The organism is Bacteroidia bacterium (genome assembly GCA_027493955.1).
Lineage (GTDB): Bacteria > Bacteroidota > Ignavibacteria > SZUA-365 > SZUA-365 > JAOSJT01.
The window spans coordinates 3,619,872-3,637,131 of the sequence record JAOSJT010000001.1; the positions used below are offsets into that span (position 1 = coordinate 3,619,872).

Consider the following 17,260-nt stretch of genomic DNA (forward strand, 5'->3'; position numbering starts at 1 on the left):
CGATGCACGATGGATTCGACGGAGATGTAAAACATACTCCTAGGTATCTAAAGTTACCGGCGGTTGCGGAAAAATGCAAGAAGCGGCGCAAGCGCATAAATACGGCCTGAGATGCTGATCGCCGGGCGTACACCCCTGTGAACACGCGGCTTGCGGGTACCCGAATTATCCGAATTATTTTTTTCCGCCATTGTGTCGCTTCTTTGAACATTTTTTACAAAACGCGCCACAATGCACACCCCTGGCCCTGCCCGAGGGAGGGTGGTTTCGGCTTCGCTCAGGGACCGGGCGGCCCGTGCGCGTCCCTTCGGCTTCGCTCAGGGACCGTTGAAGGGATGCTCGGGGACCGACGAAGGGCGTCTAGTTCATATACCTGGGCTTGCCGGAATAGAAACCAAAGCGCGCGAGAGCGTCGTGCACCGACTCGGGTCGGGATGGTTGTTGATATTCTATGAGAGGTACGCCCGCACCAGAAAGATCAATCCTCACGCTGTAGTATCGTGTGCCTGCCGCGTTGTCCCGGGAATCATGCGGGGGCTCATGGAAAACGGCTCCCGCGAGTCTTGCTTCTTCGCGCATACGCTCCCTGAAGGCTTCAACCTCTTCAGGAGGAATCTCCTGTATCGTGCAGCCGAGGTGCCGAAAATACTCATTCATGTTCACCCGCTGAGGTCGAAATAGTGGAGCCGTTATACGCGCGTCAGGAGGGAGAGGGATGGCGATGGGTTTGCATCTTGCGGCACGAAGCTGTAGAAAACCCGGTTCGCATGCACCGGAGCGACCACGCGGTATCCTGAACCAGCCCTCGGCTATCGCAAGGCGTTTTTCAATAAAGAGCATCATCCGCAGCTCGATGCTGCGAACATTGACCACGAGACGTGAGGAATACGGCTTGATCATACTATCACCTCTGTGAGTAATTTGTGTTTCATTTTTTATCTGCGGGAAAATGTCCGTGCCGGCTGCCCGGAGTAATCGGGGCAGCATGCGAGTGAAGAGTGGGAGCGATCGGTGCGGATCAAGGACCAGTGCCCCTTACCCGCCCCATCGCAGGAAATTGCAGCGTCGCTCAGCAGTTACCGCGTCCGCAGTCACAGCCCTCGCGCGGTGCGAAGCTGCCGCACTGGAATTCGGCGCGCGGCTCGCAAATCATGTGATCGAGGCGCGCGAGCGTGCAGAGAATGGACTCGATGGGATGCTCGCTCGTGTCCATTTTGCAGACGACGCACAGAGATGGCTTGGGTATGGTGACGGGGTCGTAGCGGTTTCCGTCGTCGTCGAAGAAACCGTCCAGTTCGAAATCCGGGTGCTGGTTCATGGTGTACTCCCTGTACAGTGTGATGTGGCGACCGGCGGCGACTCCCGATTTGCCGGTCAATGGGAAAAGAAATATATAGGATTCAGACAATCGTGCAATGGATTTCCGCGTCCCTGATTTTGTGAGGTACAAGATGAAAGCGTTCACACTTCTTTTGCTGCTGCTTCCGTGCTCACTCGGCGCACAAGTGCTGCGCATCGGCCCGGGCGGCTACGCTTCGTTACAGGCGGCCGCCGTGGACGCCAGACCCGGCGATACGCTGCTTTTCATGGCGGGTACGCATGCGGGTGGTTCGTATATCAGCAATCTCCAGGGAAGATCGGATGCATGGATAGTGATCACCGGTCCCGCCTCCGGGGAAGCCCGCATCACAGGCGGAAGCACGGCGCTGCAATTCAGCGATCCGGCGTATCTCAAGATCAGGGGACTGGTGTTCGAGGGTCAGACCGGCAATGGCGTGAACATCGACGATGCCGGTAGTATGGATACACCGGCGCATGATATCATCATCGAGCAGTGCACCTTTCGCGATATCAACGCGACGGGAAACAACGACCTGCTGAAAATGTCCGGTGTGGATGACTTTGTCGTACGCGACTGCGTTTTTCTGAACGGCTCGCCCGGAGGCAGCATGATAGACATGGTGGGCTGTCATGACGGGTTGTTCGAGAACAACGTCTTCACCAATGGCGGATCGAACAGCATACAGGCCAAGGGCGGCACGAGCGACATTCTCATCACCCGCAACCGTTTTATCAACGGCGGTCAACGGGCCATCAATATCGGTGGATCGACGGGTCTGGCATTTTTCCGGCCGAGCGATGCCAATTTCGAAGCGGCGCGCATATTTATTTACGCCAATCTCTTCCGCGGCGGCATGACTCCCTTTGCCTATGTAGGCGCGGTGCATTGCGACGTTGCGAACAACACCGTGCTGTATCCGGACAAATGGGTGATACGCATTCTGCAGGAGACCACCGATGCCCGCTTCCTGCAATGCGGAGACAACAGCTTCCGCAACAATCTGGTCGTCGTCGACAATCGGGCGATTTCACCCTCCGTCAACATCGGAGGAAACACCCGTCCCGAAACCTTTACCTTCGCGAACAACCTCTGGTACAATAGCGAGCAACCCTCGTGGGCCGGTCCCTCGTTGCCCTCGACGGAAACGAACGGACGGTATCGGACCAATCCGATGCTGCGCGACATCGCCGCCAACGATGTGGCGCCGCTCGCGGCTTCTCCCGCCATCGGTGCCGGGCTGAGCATCCCGGAACTGCGCTTCGATCTTCCCGGCCAGCGCTACAACGCGCCTCCCTCCATCGGCGCGATAGAGGGCAATCCCGCGACCACCATTGTGCAGGCAATGCTTCCCGCGCGCGAGACGGGAATGCAGATCTATCCTCATCCCGTCGGTGACGGCGCAAGCATTCGCGTGTTCGCTGCGGGAGAGAACGAGGATGTCGCGCTGCTGTATGATATGCTCGGAAAAAAGATCGCCGGGATTCCGTTGCGTCACAGCGCTGCGGGCGTACTGAGCGGACGACTGGAAGCCGCCGCGTTGCCCAAGGGTGTGTATTTGCTGGTGCTCGCGTCGCAACCCCAGCGGCGGAGCATTATCAGTGTTGTGCGTTAGATCACGCCAAGGGCGATGAGCACGAAGGCCGGGCCGTTGAGCACGGCGTGAATGATGACGCCAATCCAGGAATTCGCGCGCCGCTGCACGATGAAGGGCAGAATGAACAGTATCGGCAGCAGCGTGAGCAGCAATTGCCAGCCGAAGGCGACGTGAAACACCGTCCAACCCAGCGCGTGGTGCAGCCAGGCGTGACTGCCGATGCCCTCCTCCATTCGGGGCAGCATGACGCCGCGCCACAGAATTTCCTCTCCCATGATATTGAGCAGCCAGAACGGCAGCCAGGCGAGGAGAATCCAGTAGCGGCCGGGCCCCAGCACCTCGAAGCGCATGAACGGCGGTTGCGTATGCACCGCGCCGGCGAAGGCCTCGATCAGCTTCATGATCACCATGCTGAGCGTTCCGATGGCAAGCACCCCGCCGAGCGTCCACATCCAGTCCTCGCGGTTCATCGCCCTGAAGCGCAGCCGCTCCCGCCAGATGGACGGACGAAGCGGGCCTTCGCGTTCGAGCAGCACCCAGGCCGCAATCAGCAATGGGAGAAACACGCCGAGCCCCGCGCACAGAAACCACGACACAATGATCTCGATACCCGCCGCCTCGCTGAGCCAGGGAATAAACAACTGCGTATGCAGCAGCAGCGCCGCGGCGGCGATGATGAAGATGACGCGGGATTGGGAAATGGACATGGGAGGGAGAGACATGCGATATCCGTGTTGATGACCGATAGGGGAAAAATACGAAGCAACGGGCAGAGTGCGGTATGCACGATGGAGATGCGGATGCGGGAGGGTAGGTGACAGCTTGAACGTCGTCGCCGGTGGAGGCGTGCTTTCGAGACAGCTCGAGGCAGAGGTAATCTCTCTGATCCGCTTCATCACGCCGTACCGAAAATTCTTTTTACCAGAAGACATCAAACGCTTGCATTTCTGTTTTTTTTTTACGTTAAAAGCAACTAGTACGTGAGGTCTTTGTTGGATCCGAAAATGCAGATGTACCCGTGAAGGGGTAGAGCAGAAGAGCGGTACGGGCAATACGTTACGTTTTATATAAGACAATCCGACCTTGTTAGTATGATTAGGAGTTGCGAGAAATGCGCCATATTCTGTCGCTTGCTGTAGGTATCCCCTTCATCCGAAGGTTGGTGAGCGCACAACATCCAGCGAAGGCCCCGTCGATGCGAGAATTTCTGAATTGGAACCAAGGTGCGCCATGTGCAGACGAAGCTTGAATATTCTTTGTGTGATCGTGCTACCTGTTGTCGCTCTGATCACCCTCGCGGATACGGCATACAGTCAGGCGGTGATCACCGCAAAGGCACGGATCATCGGCGTTGAACGATATAATCAGCATGGCAGCGGTTCAGGTCCAACCATTGTGGGACCCAACATTATACGGCATGTGCAATCAGATCTGGCGGAGTTGCCATCAAACGGATCCAGTTTCCAGTTTAACAAGACGGATCAGAGTTCGGATTTGAGCTTCAGAGACACCTGCGATTTACACACGACCCTGGAATTTGACAGCGTTTCCCAGGCAGGAAAAATCGGTATTCATTCCTGCAGCGACGTCACAGTCAGTAGCTTTTACACGAAGCAGAGTATGTATCCCGGGGTGATTCACAACACCTTTGAATTCCGTACGACGCGCATCGGAGTTGAATTGGAATCGGAACATGATCCGAATCTCACGGTGAGAGAGAGGAATCTCGTATCGGCATCGCCATCATTGGCAATCTGGAGCGCAGAACGTCTCCTTCCGCATATCGCTACATCGGAGGATGCAATGAAATCCCTATTGGAAAAACTACTGACTTTTTCCATACCAGGGATTTTTGTTCAACAGGTTGACATTAACGTAGAACGAGAAACCGCGACACTTCATGATCAGAGAATCCGCATACATGCGAAGGCGTCAAATGAATCCACTCTCCTGCCCGCAATCCATGAGATTGACGGGACAATCGTTGTAGATGGAGGCAACGTAACAATGATACAGGTACAGGTCGCTACATCGCCGGGGAAAGAACAAGGAAAAGGCCGACACGGAATTGCGCTTGATGTTTCAGGCGTGCTAACGCTTGAAGTGAATAGAGTACACTGAACCTTTAACAGGAGGAAACAATGAAGATCACAGTTTCTTGCTCAATGTTGGCGTTCGTCTTGCTGTTCTTCGTAATGTGCTAAGACGAAACGCCGCTTACAGGTAGCAACAGCCATCAAGCGCCGGCTACGATTCACATGCCATTCAACGGCAATAACCCGTATGACTCGACAGGCATAGTGCACAACAACCTGCTCGAATATCTTATCAACTACATCCCAGCTGATGACACGAGCGGAACCGGTCGAGCCAGCGCGTTGAAGGATGGAATATATTCGTTGTATGACTCACTAGGTCTCACGATGGCCGATGCAGACTCATTGATCCAGTGGATCTCCAATAACTTCCACGCCGGTGAATCTCAACAATGGTTGAACAGCTATATCGCGAACTATTCATCCCCTAGATGTACTCAGCGTGAGCTGGGCTACATTCACCAAATCGGTCAGGCCTTCGAGGTAGCAACTGACTCAGCCGGTATTATGAACGCCCTGCTTTCGATTGAATATGCGATGGTTCACGAAAATTGGGAAGAAGAGGAGACAATCGCTCTCGGGGCGATTTCCATTGCCAAAAATTCAACATATAGCGCGCTCACGAAACAAGTCGGCGGTTGCCTATCGGCTGAAATTTATGCGTGTAGTGTAGATTATACGTCGTATCTTGCATCAATGGATGCAGATTGTGACAGAAAAAAAGCGGAGAGGTCCTCAGCGGGTATGTCAGCAGTAGCCTACGCCTTGTACATCTGTTGGGAACACTGGAATCCGGAAGGATAGGGTGAGCCGAATAAGAAGTAGTAATTGTCAAATGACGGGACCGTCGACCCCAATCGGTGGTCCCGTTGTAAGTGAAACGGGAAGCAGTAAGCAAGAATCGAGTTTTGAGCGCAGCCGCTCCCGCCAGATGGACGGACGAAGCGGGCCTTCGCGTTCGAGCAGCACCCAGGCCGCAATCAGCAATGGGAGAAACACGCCGAGCCCCGCGCACAGAAACCACGACACAATGATCTCGATACCCGCCGCCTCGCTGAGCCAGGGAATAAACAACTGCGTATGCAGCAGCAGCGCCGCGGCGGCGATGATGAAGATGACGCGGGATTGGGAAATGGACATGGGAGGGAGAGACATGCGATATCCGTGTTGATGACCGATAGGGGAAAAATACGAAGCGGCGGGCAGAGTGCGGTATGCACGCCTAGGCGACGTATGAGCGCGGTGATAGTCCTTAGGGTCGCTTACACCAGAAGCCATGGGGGACGTTTTGGCACGGATGCCAGCGCAGATGCTGCTTCGAAGCCACCGCCGCCGCCCTGAACCCGAATTGTAGCCGATGGGAGATGCTGGAAAGCCACCTCCGCTTCCGGTTTATTCGGATGTGTCATATCTTCAATGAAACGACATCAATGGAAGGACAAGGTTATGGCCTCAATCCCTGAAGTATGGCTTCGCGGTTCAATCCCGGACATCATCCCAGATCTGCAACCGGTGGCGCATGCGCTGCTGCAGGCGCGGGAGGATGTGGAGCGGTTGACGGAAGGCCTTGCTCCGGATGCGCTGTGGACCGAGCCCGGCAAGGCGGCGAGCATCGGTTTCCATGTGCGTCACATGGCCGGAGCGCTCGATCGCCTCATGACCTACGCTCGAGGGGAAGCGCTGTCCGATGCGCAACGCGAGGCGCTCGACGTGGAAAAGCTGCGTACACCTGACGTACGTGTGGAGATGCTCTTGACAACGCTGTACGCCACAATAGACAGGGCGCTGTCGCAGCTCCGGAGCACCGTGCCGGAGGAGCTGGAGCACGGAAGGGCCGTCGGTCGCGCGGGGCATCCCTCCACCGTGCGGGGTCTGCTGCATCACGCCGGCGAGCATACCGCAAGACATGCAGGGCAAATCAGCACGACGATGCGGGTGCTGGGCTGAGAGTAGGCCTGGTGCAGTCCGCGACGTTCCATTGACGGCGCCAACAGTTACCATTGCGCAACGGGATACCACCATGCGAAAAAGCTAAACCCCACAATTCGGAGTGTACATGTTTGACATATTCAAAACCATTCTCGACGTCTCCAAATCGCTGCTTGGCCTCAAGGATCAGCTCAGGACAGCGGACAAGGAGCGCAGAGGCGACATGTCGCAGTTGTTCATGAACATCAGCGACTGCCTGACCGCTGTATCAACAGAAATTCGGGACGGCGGGGTGCCGCATGGCCGCTGCGGCGAATTGCAGTTGTACGCGCAGGAACTGCCGGACAAGCTGCGAAAGGAGCTGGGTGATGAAAAGGCAATGGACCTGGGTGCTATGTTGTTCCATGCGTACAACGTCGAGAGCGTTGCCATGAATCTGCATCAGCTCGAGCATGCGGGCGAGAAGGAGCCCTATCTTGCGCAAATAGAAGAGGCCTCGGGGAAATTCCGCGCACTGGCCAATCTGGTCAAAGCGGGATAGGACTGTGGTGGTGCCGGGCGGCCCAGGGCTACGGTTCACCGAGTCAGTGCGGAGGTCCCTTACCTGTATGTTTGGCGAGGCGTGGTATGCGGGTAGCATCAGGCGTTCAGGACCGCAACCGAAAGGACGATTGACCGTACAAGCTATGATACGGTCGATTTTGTAACCGACACCTGACACGTTGGAACAGGAATCCTCAAAGATCGGGTGAACGACCTTCGGAAATCTTCAAACCATCAACTGAAAGCACAGATCAACGTGATAAGCATAACAGCAAGCGAAGTCATCGCGCGTCCGATACGCGAAGTATTCGCGTATGCAGGCGATTACCGCAACGACACCGCATGGCGCAAAGGCGTCGTCGAAATGCGCTATGAAGGAAGGGATGAACCCGCAAAGGGTGTGGTCACCTTCGAAGTCATGCGCAGCATGGGGATGAAGAACACAACCGTGGCTGAAATCACTGAATACAATCCGGTTGCAAGGACGGCATTCCGTTCGATCTCCGGCCCCGTCCCCTGTCATGGTTTCCGCGAATTTCAGGAAAGTGCCGAAGGGACCACATTCACCTATGTGCTCACACTCGAGCCGCGGGGTGTGATGCGTTTGCTCAAACCAATGTTGAGGACAATGTTTCAGAAACAGGTGGGTGAGGATGTGCGCAGACTGAAGGCGAAGCTCGAGCATACAAATCTCCAAGCGTCCTCCTGATAATATTGCCGGGCTCGTGAATGAAAAATACCGTCCTTCATATCAAAAACATGGTTTGTCCCCGCTGTATTCGTGTAGTTCGCGAGGAGTTGGACAAGCTCGGGCACGATGTGCGCAGTGTGGTACTGGGGGAGGCTGTCATCAGCGGGACGGTGGAGGCCGGAGCGTTGGAAAGCATACGCGGGGTGCTCGAACAGAGCGGGTTTGAACTGATACAGGATAAGCGTGTCAGAATCATCGAGGCCATCAAACATGCGGTGCTGAAGTTGGTACATAACGACCACGAGCAGAATCCGGTGGCCATCAACGATTCAGAATTTATCGCCCGAGAAACCGGCCATGAGTACCACTATCTCACAACGCTTTTTTCATCGATTGAGAACGTAACAATCGAGCAGTATATCATCCTCCAGAAAATCGAATATGTGAAGGAACTGCTGAAGTACGGCGAATTGACTCTCAGTGAAATTTCCTATCGCATGGGTTACAGCAGTGTAGCGCATGTTTCGAATCAGTTTCGCAAAGTCACAGGTATGTCGCCGACGCAGTTCAAGTCGCTCGGGGGCGCTCACCGGCACCATATCGACAATGTGAAGCCCATGCGCTGACACCGGTGTTTATCGGTCCTCCGCCAGTCCCGCCTTTCCGACCTCAATAATTCTGCAAATCTCTTTCACAGTTCTATAACACCCGGCTGAACTCCGGGTGTCATCTTTGCATGAAACCATTCATATCCTTATGGAGGCTATCATGCAAACATTTCTGTATATACTTCTGCTCTCGTTGTTCACAACCACCCTGCTGCACGCGCAGCACGATCATCATGCGCACCAGAAACAGAAAAGCGCAATCGACTCAACATCAGGCAGCAAAGCGCAGTCTGATGAATTATCTCACAATCCTGTGTTTTCAGAAGGCTCCGGCAGCAGTTGGATGCCCGAAAGCTCTGTAGTCCCGATGAAGATGTTTCAGCTCGGCGAATGGATGGCCATGATTCACGGGTCGGTGTCGCTGCGCTTTACCCGGCAGGGAGGCCCTCGCGGCGAGTCCGCGTTCAGCGCGCCGAATTGGTTCATGGCATCTGTGCGCAGACCGACGAGCGATAACGGTACGTTGATATTCCGAAGCATGCTCAGTCTCGACCGATTCACGGAAGGCGGCGACGGCTATCCCTTGCTGCTGCAATCAGGAGAATCCTGGAAAGGCGAACATCTGGTTGATCGGCAGCACCCGCACGACTTCTTTTCGGAACTCTCCGCTCTGTACAATCATCGACTGACAAAGGGTCTGAGCGCTTTTGTGTATCTCGGCTATCCCGGAGAGCCGGCATTGGGTCCTCCGGCATTCATGCATCGCGCTTCCGCCGGATTCAATCCGGATGCACCGATCAGTCATCACTGGCAGGATGCCACGCATGTGAGTTTCGGAGTACTCACCGGTGGACTTGTCTGGGATCGCTTGAAACTGGAACTGTCGGCATTCAACGGAAGGGAGCCGAACGAAGAGCGATTCGGTTTCGATACCCCCCGATTTACTTCGCGAAGCATTCGTTTCACAGTCAATCCGGTGCGGCAGTTGTCAATGCAGGCCTCAGTCGGTGCGCTGCGCGATCCGGAGAATAACGGCGTTGACGTGACGCGGAGCTCTGCGTCGCTTATGTATGCCCAGGCTCTATCAGGTGCCGGGTATTTCGAATCCGCGGTTATATGGGGACAGAATAACGATAGCCACACCGGTGTGACCGGGAGTCTTGTGCTCGAAGCGTCGCTCTATTTCTCGAAGTATGCCGTGCATGGACGCGCGGAAATGGTGGATAAAATCCGTCACGAGCTTTCGATTAGCGAGAACCCGGAAGGAAAGGAACGCATCCGCCAATTTTCACTTGGTCTGTCAAGGAGCCTGATCGATATCGCGGGAATGAATGCCAGAATCGGCGCACAGGGCACGCTCTACACACTTTCTCCGGATATGCAGAAGTACTACGGGGCGAACCCTGTGTCATTCCAGTTGTACCTGACCATATCACCTGCAAGCTCGTTGCAGAAAGCGGCACAGGAATGATGCTCATGCGGCAATCACTGCTGTCAAGCTGCGTGAATAATTGTGCAACACATTTTCACCATTCTGTAACACCTCTGCACGATGGATCAGTTAGCTTACACACAGGAAATACAGTAACAACTCAACAAGCGACGAAAGGCAATACCATGAAATCAATCACAGTGAACATACACGGCATGACATGCAATCACTGCATCATGAGCATCCGGAAGGAATTGGCCAAGGTTCCGGGTGTGCTCGTGGATGAGGTGACAATCGGACACGCGGCGCTGCGTATCAATCCCGCTATCGCAGGAGAAGAGGAAATTCGACGAGCGGTTGAAGCGGCAGGCTACAGCGTACTTGAAATCAATGAAGAAAACCAGGACAGCCCCGGTCATGGAAAGGAAATACGGAAATGAATACCAACGAAACAACAAGCACGGTTCCCGCCACGTACACATTGCCGGTAGAAGGAATGACCTGCGCGAGTTGTGTTGTGCGCGTTGAAAAAGCCATCGGGCAGCTCCCTGGAGTCGAATCCGCAAGCGTGAATCTCGCAACGGAAAAAGTCAGCTTCTCCTTCGATCCCGACGTTACAGATCTACCCGCCATCGCTACGGCGGTAGAGGCAGCCGGGTACACCCTGATAACTCCCAGGGAGACGGAGCCGCATCATATCGTCGACATCGAGCACAAAGGAGCGGCGTCGGATTCCGATCCACAGGCTGCAGCCTATGTCAAATTGAAGCGGGATTTGAAACTCAGTGCGGTTCTTTCAGTGCCCGTCATGCTCATAAGCATGGTGAGCATGTCCCCATGGTTCATGAACGCCGTGCCCGTCGGAATGCAGGAGATCAACACTTTTCTGCTGATTGCGACCAGCGTGGTGATGTTCGGACCGGGGAAGAGATTCTTCAGCATTGCCTCGCGACTGGCGCGGCATGGATCGGCGGATATGAACAGTCTTGTGGCCATCGGAACGGGCACGGCATACGTGTTCAGCGCCATCGTCACCCTCTTTCCGCACTGGCTGCCGATCGAGAATCCGATGGAGCATATCTACTTCGACACCGCGTCGACCATTATCACCCTGATTCTGCTTGGCCGGCTGATGGAGGCACGGGCGAAGCGCAAGACGACGGACGCGATGCGCACGCTGCTCGGGCTGCAGCCGAAAATCGCGCACGTCAAACGTGGCGATGCTATTAACGATGTGCCGCTTCGCGAGGTCCGGCAGGGTGACGTGGTGCTTGTCAGGCCGGGTGAACATATCCCGGTGGACGGCCTGATCGTGGCAGGGACAAGCGCGGTGAACGAAGCGATGATCACCGGCGAAAGCATGCCTGTTGAAAAACGTGCGGGCGATACCGTGACGGGCGGCACCGTGAACTCCAATGGAAGCCTTGAAGTTCAGGCGACGGCGATTGGCGAGAGAAGCGTCATCGCTCAAATCGTCCGGCTTGTCGAAGAAGCGCAGGGCTCGAAAGCACCGATTCAGCTTTTGGCCGACAAGATAGCCGGTGTTTTCGTCCCGGTTGTGCTCGGGATATCGCTGCTCACATTTGCCGGATGGTATTTCATCGGCGGCGTTCCCGTCACAGTGGCGATGATCAATTTCATCGCCGTGCTGATCATCGCCTGCCCCTGCGCACTCGGGCTTGCAACTCCGACCGCCATTATGGTTGGAACCGGATCCGGTGCTTTGAGAGGTATTCTGATAAAAAATGCGGAGAGTCTTGAACGCGCCCACAACATTAACATTGTGGTCCTGGACAAAACCGGAACGGTGACCACGGGTTCCCCTTCGGTTACTGCGGTATCACTGTTCGGCGAGATGAATGAAGATTCGCTGCTCTCGCTCGTGGCATCGGTTGAGGCAAGGTCGGAACATCCCATTGCACAGGCAATTGTCGAGTACGCGAAACAGAAGAAAATCGATCTCCTGCCAATTGACAGCTTCCAGTCATATAGCGGGCTTGGTCTGACAGCTGTCGCGGGCGACCATACCGTGATTATCGGCAACGCAGCATTCATGAAGGACTGGGTCATATCTACCGAAGCCGCTGAGGCCGAAGCGCAAGCCATCGCAACTCGTGCCGCGACGGCCGTGCATATTGCCATAGATGGCGTAATTGCGGGACTGATTGCCGTCGCGGACACCATTAAGCCGACTTCCCGACAGGCTGTTGCGCAACTGCGTGAAATCGACATTGAGGTCATTATGATCACTGGTGATAATCAACAAACCGCCGAGGCCATCGCGCGGGAAGCCGGAATTGATCGCGTGATCGCCGGAGTTCTCCCGGGAGGGAAAGCCGATGAGATCCGCAAGCTTCAGCGCGAAGGCGCAGTGATTGCGATGGTTGGCGACGGCATCAATGATGCTCCCGCTCTGGCGCAGGCGGACGTCGGTATTGCCATGGGCAACGGCACCGCCGTCGCCATGGAAACCGCCGATATCACGCTGATGCGCAGCGATCTGATCGGAATCGGTGAGGCGATACGGCTCTCGCGTGCAACCGTGCGTACGATCAAGCAGAATCTCTTCTGGGCGTTCATCTACAACATAGTCGGTATTCCCATCGCCGCGTTTGGCTTGCTGAATCCCATGTACGCCGCCGCCGCGATGGCAATAAGTTCGGTGAGCGTGGTATCGAACTCGCTGCGTTTGCGACGGGCGGCGATAGGTTGAATCATTGAGGGAGGCATCAGTTCCGCGGACGAGTTCAATTTTCCGACACTCAATACCGCGCAGTGGATTGGCTCCGCTGCGCGGTATTTTCAATAGGAGCCGGCCCTTCGACTCCGCTCAGGGATCGGCACTCGGGTGATGAGCGGCGCATCAACTCCGCACAGGGACCGGTATACCGGTGGTTGAGCGGAGCCGAAACCACCGGTTCCCTGATATCACCCAGGAAATGAACTGGCGTGTGATCAGCCTCCAGCTGATGGTGTGTACACACAACAGGACGATCCACATGCGGGGGAGTGCAAGGGCAAAGGGATTTCCGCCGGGATTTGCGTACTTTCGAAGTGAGAACTGAAGAGTAATCCATCCGCTGAACGCGGACGGCATGCGACATACCAGTACCGAGGCGCTCGGATAATGCTTATCGGTTTTATCAGCGATATTCACGAGGACGTGGAAAGTCTGCGGGACGGACTCACCTTGCTCGAGCGACGTAACTGCGACGCCATTGTGTGTCTCGGGGATATCGTTGGTTTTACGCTGCCGTTTCAGCGCAATATTTCGGGACGCGACGCCAATCGCTGCATCGCCATGGTGCGCGAGCACTGCATTGTGGTGGTTGCGGGCAATCATGACCTGTTCGCGGTGCGACGGCTGCCGAAGCTATCCGCGGGCTTCGATTACGGGGATGACTGGTACGCGCTCGATTATGACGTACGCGCGAAGCGCTCGCGCAACCGTGTATGGCTGTACGAAGACAGCGAGCTGCCGCATTTTCTGTCCGAAGAATCCCGCGAGTACCTGCGGACGCTGCCCGAGTATCACGTCCTGGACTTGAGCGGGAACAAGATGTTTCTCTCGCATTACCACTATCCCGATTGTTCCGGATCCACCATCGACTGGCCGAAGCGGGCGCGGGATATGCGTGAGCATCTGCTGTTCGCCGCGTCTCATGGCTGTACGCTGAGCTTCTCGGGACATGGACATCCGGAGGGCTGTGTGCTTGCGGACGAAAAGAAGATTACACTACTTCCCTTCGGCGCTCATGCCACCGGAGACGCGCGGCAGTGGATTGTTTGTCCCTGCATAGCAAACACCAGCCGCGCCAACGGTGTGCTGATCCTCGATACCGGACAGCAGGAGATCGAGGCCATTCCTTTGCAATCAAGAAAAACCAATCGTGCGGGGTTCCGATGAAAGCGCAATCCTTCTGGCTCGTGAACCGGACGTATCTCCTTAAAATCGTGTTGCCCGCCCTGCTGACGATGGTGCTGTTCATGGTCTCCTTGTATCAGATCATCATCCCACGCTTTGAGACGATTATCATGGACCGCAAGCGCGAGATGACGAAGGAGCTCATCAACAGCGCCTGGCATGTCGCGGATCATTTTCACCGGGCGGCACAGCAACAGCGAATGTCGGACGATGAGGCACGTCGGCGCGCGATAGAGCAAATCCGCCACCTACGCTACGGCGATGAGTCGAAGGACTACTTCTGGATCACGGATTTTCAACCCGTGATGATCATGCATCCCTTCAGGGAAGAGCTGAACGGCAGCGATTTAAGCAATTTTCTGGATTCGCGGGGTAAAAAATTGTTTGTGGAGATGGTCGCCATTGTCAAACGTGATGGCGAGGGCTTCGTGGATTATACCTGGCAGTGGAAGGACGACTCCACGCGCATCGTGCCGAAGCTTTCGTACGTCAGACCCTACAAACCCTGGGGCTGGATTATCGGAACGGGGATATACATCGAGGATGTGAAGGCGGAAATTGCGGGTCTCGAGAGCAACATCGTCACCATTTCCCTATGGATCACCGTGGCGACAGCGCTGCTGTTGCTGTTCATGGCCGTGCAGAACCTGCGCAGCGAGCGCAGGCGTTACCTTGCGGAGAGCAATCTCCGCGAAGCGAAGGAACGCTATGAAGCTCTGGTCGAAGCCAGCACCGAGGGCTTGCTCATGGTGCTCGACGACGGGCAGGTGTTCTGCAATCGCACACTGCAAGGCATGCTGGGTTACACGGAAGAAGAAGCGCGGAAGTTGGATCTGAAAAGCATGTTTCCGTCACTGACGGATGCGCAGATCCTGGGCCTGAGCGGCAACACCTCCCCGCTCGACCTTGAGCACCTTCATATCGAGAGCACGCTCAAAACGAAAAATGGCGCGGATACCCCAGTGCTGCTCACACCGTCTCCGGTGCAACTGTTCGGCAAGCAGGGTCTGGTCGTCATCGTCAAGGATATTCGGCATCACAAGCAAATCGTCACCGAACTCGATGAGAGCCGCGAGCGTTTTTTGGCGCTGACCAACAGACTTTCTCTGGGGGTGTTCCGGACGGAAGCAGGCGGGGACATGCGCTTCGTGGAGGCAAATGCCGCTGCGTGTTCGATGTTCGGCTTCGGCAATCAGGAAGATGTACAATCCGCCGACATGCGCGGACTGCTGGACGAGAGCCATCAATTCACGGCGCTTGAAGCGGATCTTGATGTGCACGGTTTCGTGTCGAATAGGATACTGCGTTGCCGCAAAGTGGATGGCAACGCATTGACGCTCTCCCTGTCGGTGGTTGTTGTGCGGGATGAAAGCGGTGATCGGCGGTACTGCGATTGTCTGGCCGAGGACGTCTCGGAAGTACAGCGCACTGAGCGTGTCGCCGGGAAGCTGATGACGGATCTGCAGATGCCGCTCGTACAGCTCGGGCAGCCCGTCTCTTCCTTCGTCCGTGCATTGCGAAGCTGTGACATGGGTGAGCCCCTCGGCAAAGTGGTGCGGGTCATGGATCGCATGAGAGTTGATATGATGATGGTGACGAGCGGGGAAGGTACTCTAATTGGGTATGTCGATGGGGACGCGGTGCAACGGTACATACTCGCATCAGAGAATATGGATGTACCTGTCTATCAGGTGATGCAGGCGCCGATACAGACCGTGCGATCGAGCGCAACGGTGTTCGATGTACTCGACGCGTCATTGGAGAAGGACGTACCCTATTTCGGTGTTAAGGATGAGAACGGTGCACTGGTGGGGAGCGTGGCGGTGAAAGAGCTGCTCACCGCAGGCGTGCGCAATCAACTGTATTTCCTCCAGCGCGTGAAGCAGGCCGAGAGCATCCCGGAAATCAGACAATGCCGCGAGCAGCTCCAGATGTATGTGCGTATGCTCATCGAGAGCGGCGCAGGTGTTGAAACCATAGCACAAGCCACAACCTTGATTTCAGACAGCATTCGTGCACGAATCGTGCAATTGGCTATAGCTGAATTGGGAGAACCACCGCTGGCTTTTGCGCTGATAGCGCTGGGCAGCGAGGGCCGCGGTGAGCAGACACTGGCGACCGATCAGGACAATGCCATCATCTACGCCGATACGGAAGAGTCAGCCGATGCGGCGGTGAAGGACTATTTTCTGCGGCTGGGGACTTTCGTCTGCGGTGCACTTGACAATGTGGGTTACGATTTTTGCAAGGGAGAGGTGATGGCGAAGAATCCCCGATGGTGTACTTCGCTGCGCGGCTGGAAGGACCACTTCCGGGATTGGGTGAACACCGCCAATCCGCAGGATTTACTGGAGGTGAACATCTTCTTTGATTTTCGGCATGTCTACGGCGAGGAGGCGCTGACCGACGAATTGCGCGACTATCTCCGACGCGTGACCTCCGGGAACAACGCGTTCTTCGTGTATCTGACGCAGAATGCGTTAAAGATCAAACCACCAAGCTGGCAGTTCAAGGCGGTGGAGTTGCTCGACATCAAATCCGCCATGCTACCGCTCGTCGATCTCGCACGCATTTACGCGTTGCGGCACAAACTGCCGCAAAGCAATACGCTGGAACGCATGCGGGCACTGCGGCAAAAGGACGTGCTGTCCGCCGCGGGTGTTCGCGACATGACCTACGCCTACGCGTTTTTGTTGACATTGCGTTATCAGCATCAGGCGCGACGGCTCGCGGACAATGCCACCCCGGACAACAAATTGCATACGCAGGAACTTTCGGAAACAGAGAAACTGGTGCTCAAGCGTGTGCTGTCGCAAATCGACGATTTCCAGAAGAAGCTCAGTCTGGATTTCAGAGGAACCGTACAGACCTGATCCGGAGAGGGTGGAGACGGGAGTCGGAGAAGGATTGGCATTGCGGGTGTGCGCGGGAAAAGTGAAGAGTGAAAGGAAGCGAACCAGGGGCCGGTACGCTGTCCGCCGCATCCGCCTGAGGCCGGTCCATGAGCGAAGTCGGAGGGACTGTCGAGCGTCAATCGTGGTTGGTTTTGTCTTGCCGCTGCTGATAGCATCCATTGTGAAAAAGACCGACATCTCCATGA

General features: G+C 55.7%; 16 protein-coding genes. 12 read left to right on the plus strand and 4 right to left on the minus strand.

The features are described 5' to 3' along the window. Positions 1–360: 360 nt before the first annotated feature. Positions 361–900 (minus strand): hypothetical protein, encoded by a 540-nt coding sequence (locus M5R41_13815; GenBank protein MCZ7557471.1) that lies wholly within the window; start codon positions 898–900, stop codon positions 361–363. Positions 901–1,069: 169 nt separating this feature from the next. Next, a complete protein-coding gene (locus M5R41_13820; GenBank protein MCZ7557472.1) occupies positions 1,070–1,318 on the minus strand; it encodes a hypothetical protein in 249 nt (82 codons plus the stop codon). 133 nt (positions 1,319–1,451) lie between these two features. Here M5R41_13820 and M5R41_13825 point away from each other — a divergent pair, with 133 nt between their 5' ends. Further along, complete coding sequence (locus M5R41_13825; GenBank protein MCZ7557473.1) at positions 1,452–2,954, plus strand: right-handed parallel beta-helix repeat-containing protein; 1,503 nt, start codon at positions 1,452–1,454, stop codon at positions 2,952–2,954. Here the strand turns inward: M5R41_13825 and M5R41_13830 are convergent. Beyond that, positions 2,951–3,832 (minus strand): CPBP family intramembrane metalloprotease, encoded by an 882-nt coding sequence (locus M5R41_13830; GenBank protein ID MCZ7557474.1) that lies wholly within the window; start codon positions 3,830–3,832, stop codon positions 2,951–2,953. The two genes, M5R41_13825 and M5R41_13830, sit on opposite strands and share 4 nt — an antisense overlap. A gap of 424 nt (positions 3,833–4,256) precedes the next feature. Between M5R41_13830 and M5R41_13835 the strand changes: the two genes are divergently transcribed. Both M5R41_13835 and M5R41_13840 read left to right on the plus strand, forming a co-directional pair. Further along, entirely contained in the window at positions 4,257–5,057 is an 801-nt protein-coding gene (locus M5R41_13835) for a hypothetical protein (GenBank protein ID MCZ7557475.1), read from the plus strand. A 137-nt stretch (positions 5,058–5,194) separates the two neighbouring features. Then, complete coding sequence (locus M5R41_13840) at positions 5,195–5,836, plus strand: hypothetical protein (GenBank protein ID MCZ7557476.1); 642 nt, start codon at positions 5,195–5,197, stop codon at positions 5,834–5,836. Between the two features lie 27 nt (positions 5,837–5,863). On the opposite strand, the gene M5R41_13845 is transcribed toward M5R41_13840, so the two are convergent. Then, positions 5,864–6,187 carry a hypothetical protein gene (locus tag M5R41_13845; GenBank protein MCZ7557477.1) on the minus strand — a complete coding sequence of 108 codons (324 nt, stop codon included), beginning with the start codon at positions 6,185–6,187 and terminating at the stop codon, positions 5,864–5,866. A gap of 291 nt (positions 6,188–6,478) precedes the next feature. On the opposite strand from M5R41_13845, the gene M5R41_13850 reads away from it, so the two are divergent. From M5R41_13850 to M5R41_13890, 9 genes are all read left to right on the plus strand, one after another. Further along, positions 6,479–6,979, plus strand: coding sequence for a DinB family protein (locus tag M5R41_13850; protein ID MCZ7557478.1), 501 nt, complete (start codon positions 6,479–6,481; stop codon positions 6,977–6,979). Positions 6,980–7,088: 109 nt separating this feature from the next. Further along, complete coding sequence (locus M5R41_13855; protein MCZ7557479.1) at positions 7,089–7,502, plus strand: hypothetical protein; 414 nt, start codon at positions 7,089–7,091, stop codon at positions 7,500–7,502. A 258-nt stretch (positions 7,503–7,760) separates the two neighbouring features. After that, on the plus strand, positions 7,761–8,213 hold the full coding sequence (locus M5R41_13860; GenBank protein ID MCZ7557480.1) for an SRPBCC family protein: 453 nt from the start codon (positions 7,761–7,763) through the stop codon (positions 8,211–8,213). A 20-nt stretch (positions 8,214–8,233) separates the two neighbouring features. Next, positions 8,234–8,821, plus strand: a complete 588-nt coding sequence (locus tag M5R41_13865) for an AraC family transcriptional regulator (protein ID MCZ7557481.1) — start codon at positions 8,234–8,236, stop codon at positions 8,819–8,821. 142 nt (positions 8,822–8,963) lie between these two features. Then, positions 8,964–10,274 carry a hypothetical protein gene (locus tag M5R41_13870; protein ID MCZ7557482.1) on the plus strand — a complete coding sequence of 437 codons (1,311 nt, stop codon included), beginning with the start codon at positions 8,964–8,966 and terminating at the stop codon, positions 10,272–10,274. Positions 10,275–10,420: 146 nt separating this feature from the next. After that, the gene (locus M5R41_13875) at positions 10,421–10,675 is read left to right on the plus strand and encodes a heavy-metal-associated domain-containing protein (GenBank protein ID MCZ7557483.1); all 255 of its coding nucleotides are present in this window, start codon (positions 10,421–10,423) and stop codon (positions 10,673–10,675) included. Then, positions 10,672–12,948, plus strand: a complete 2,277-nt coding sequence (locus tag M5R41_13880; GenBank protein MCZ7557484.1) for a heavy metal translocating P-type ATPase — start codon at positions 10,672–10,674, stop codon at positions 12,946–12,948. The genes M5R41_13875 and M5R41_13880 overlap by 4 nt, the downstream gene beginning before the upstream one ends. Before the next feature lie 414 nt (positions 12,949–13,362). Continuing rightward, the gene (locus M5R41_13885; GenBank protein MCZ7557485.1) at positions 13,363–14,142 is read left to right on the plus strand and encodes a metallophosphoesterase family protein; all 780 of its coding nucleotides are present in this window, start codon (positions 13,363–13,365) and stop codon (positions 14,140–14,142) included. Continuing rightward, entirely contained in the window at positions 14,139–17,033 is a 2,895-nt protein-coding gene (locus M5R41_13890) for a DUF294 nucleotidyltransferase-like domain-containing protein (protein ID MCZ7557486.1), read from the plus strand. Before M5R41_13885 ends, M5R41_13890 begins: the two co-directional genes overlap by 4 nt. Positions 17,034–17,260: the final 227 nt, after the last annotated feature.

Excerpts from the sequence above, each read along its gene's own strand:
- M5R41_13840 (MCZ7557476.1), top strand. The coding sequence starts at position 5,195 with ATGCCATTCAACGGCAATAACCCGTATGACTCGACAGGCATAGTGCAC.
- M5R41_13825 (MCZ7557473.1), top strand. The coding sequence starts at position 1,452 with ATGAAAGCGTTCACACTTCTTTTGCTGCTGCTTCCGTGCTCACTCGGC.
- M5R41_13880 (MCZ7557484.1), top strand. The coding sequence starts at position 10,672 with ATGAATACCAACGAAACAACAAGCACGGTTCCCGCCACGTACACATTG.
- M5R41_13815 (MCZ7557471.1), bottom strand. The coding sequence starts at position 900 with ATGATCAAGCCGTATTCCTCACGTCTCGTGGTCAATGTTCGCAGCATC.
- M5R41_13875 (MCZ7557483.1), top strand. The coding sequence starts at position 10,421 with ATGAAATCAATCACAGTGAACATACACGGCATGACATGCAATCACTGC.
- M5R41_13820 (MCZ7557472.1), bottom strand. The coding sequence starts at position 1,318 with ATGAACCAGCACCCGGATTTCGAACTGGACGGTTTCTTCGACGACGAC.
- M5R41_13870 (MCZ7557482.1), top strand. The coding sequence starts at position 8,964 with ATGCAAACATTTCTGTATATACTTCTGCTCTCGTTGTTCACAACCACC.
- M5R41_13865 (MCZ7557481.1), top strand. The coding sequence starts at position 8,234 with ATGAAAAATACCGTCCTTCATATCAAAAACATGGTTTGTCCCCGCTGT.
- M5R41_13830 (MCZ7557474.1), bottom strand. The coding sequence starts at position 3,832 with ATGAAGCGGATCAGAGAGATTACCTCTGCCTCGAGCTGTCTCGAAAGC.
- M5R41_13855 (MCZ7557479.1), top strand. The coding sequence starts at position 7,089 with ATGTTTGACATATTCAAAACCATTCTCGACGTCTCCAAATCGCTGCTT.
- M5R41_13885 (MCZ7557485.1), top strand. The coding sequence starts at position 13,363 with ATGCTTATCGGTTTTATCAGCGATATTCACGAGGACGTGGAAAGTCTG.
- M5R41_13850 (MCZ7557478.1), top strand. The coding sequence starts at position 6,479 with ATGGCCTCAATCCCTGAAGTATGGCTTCGCGGTTCAATCCCGGACATC.
- M5R41_13845 (MCZ7557477.1), bottom strand. The coding sequence starts at position 6,187 with ATGTCTCTCCCTCCCATGTCCATTTCCCAATCCCGCGTCATCTTCATC.
- M5R41_13890 (MCZ7557486.1), top strand. The coding sequence starts at position 14,139 with ATGAAAGCGCAATCCTTCTGGCTCGTGAACCGGACGTATCTCCTTAAA.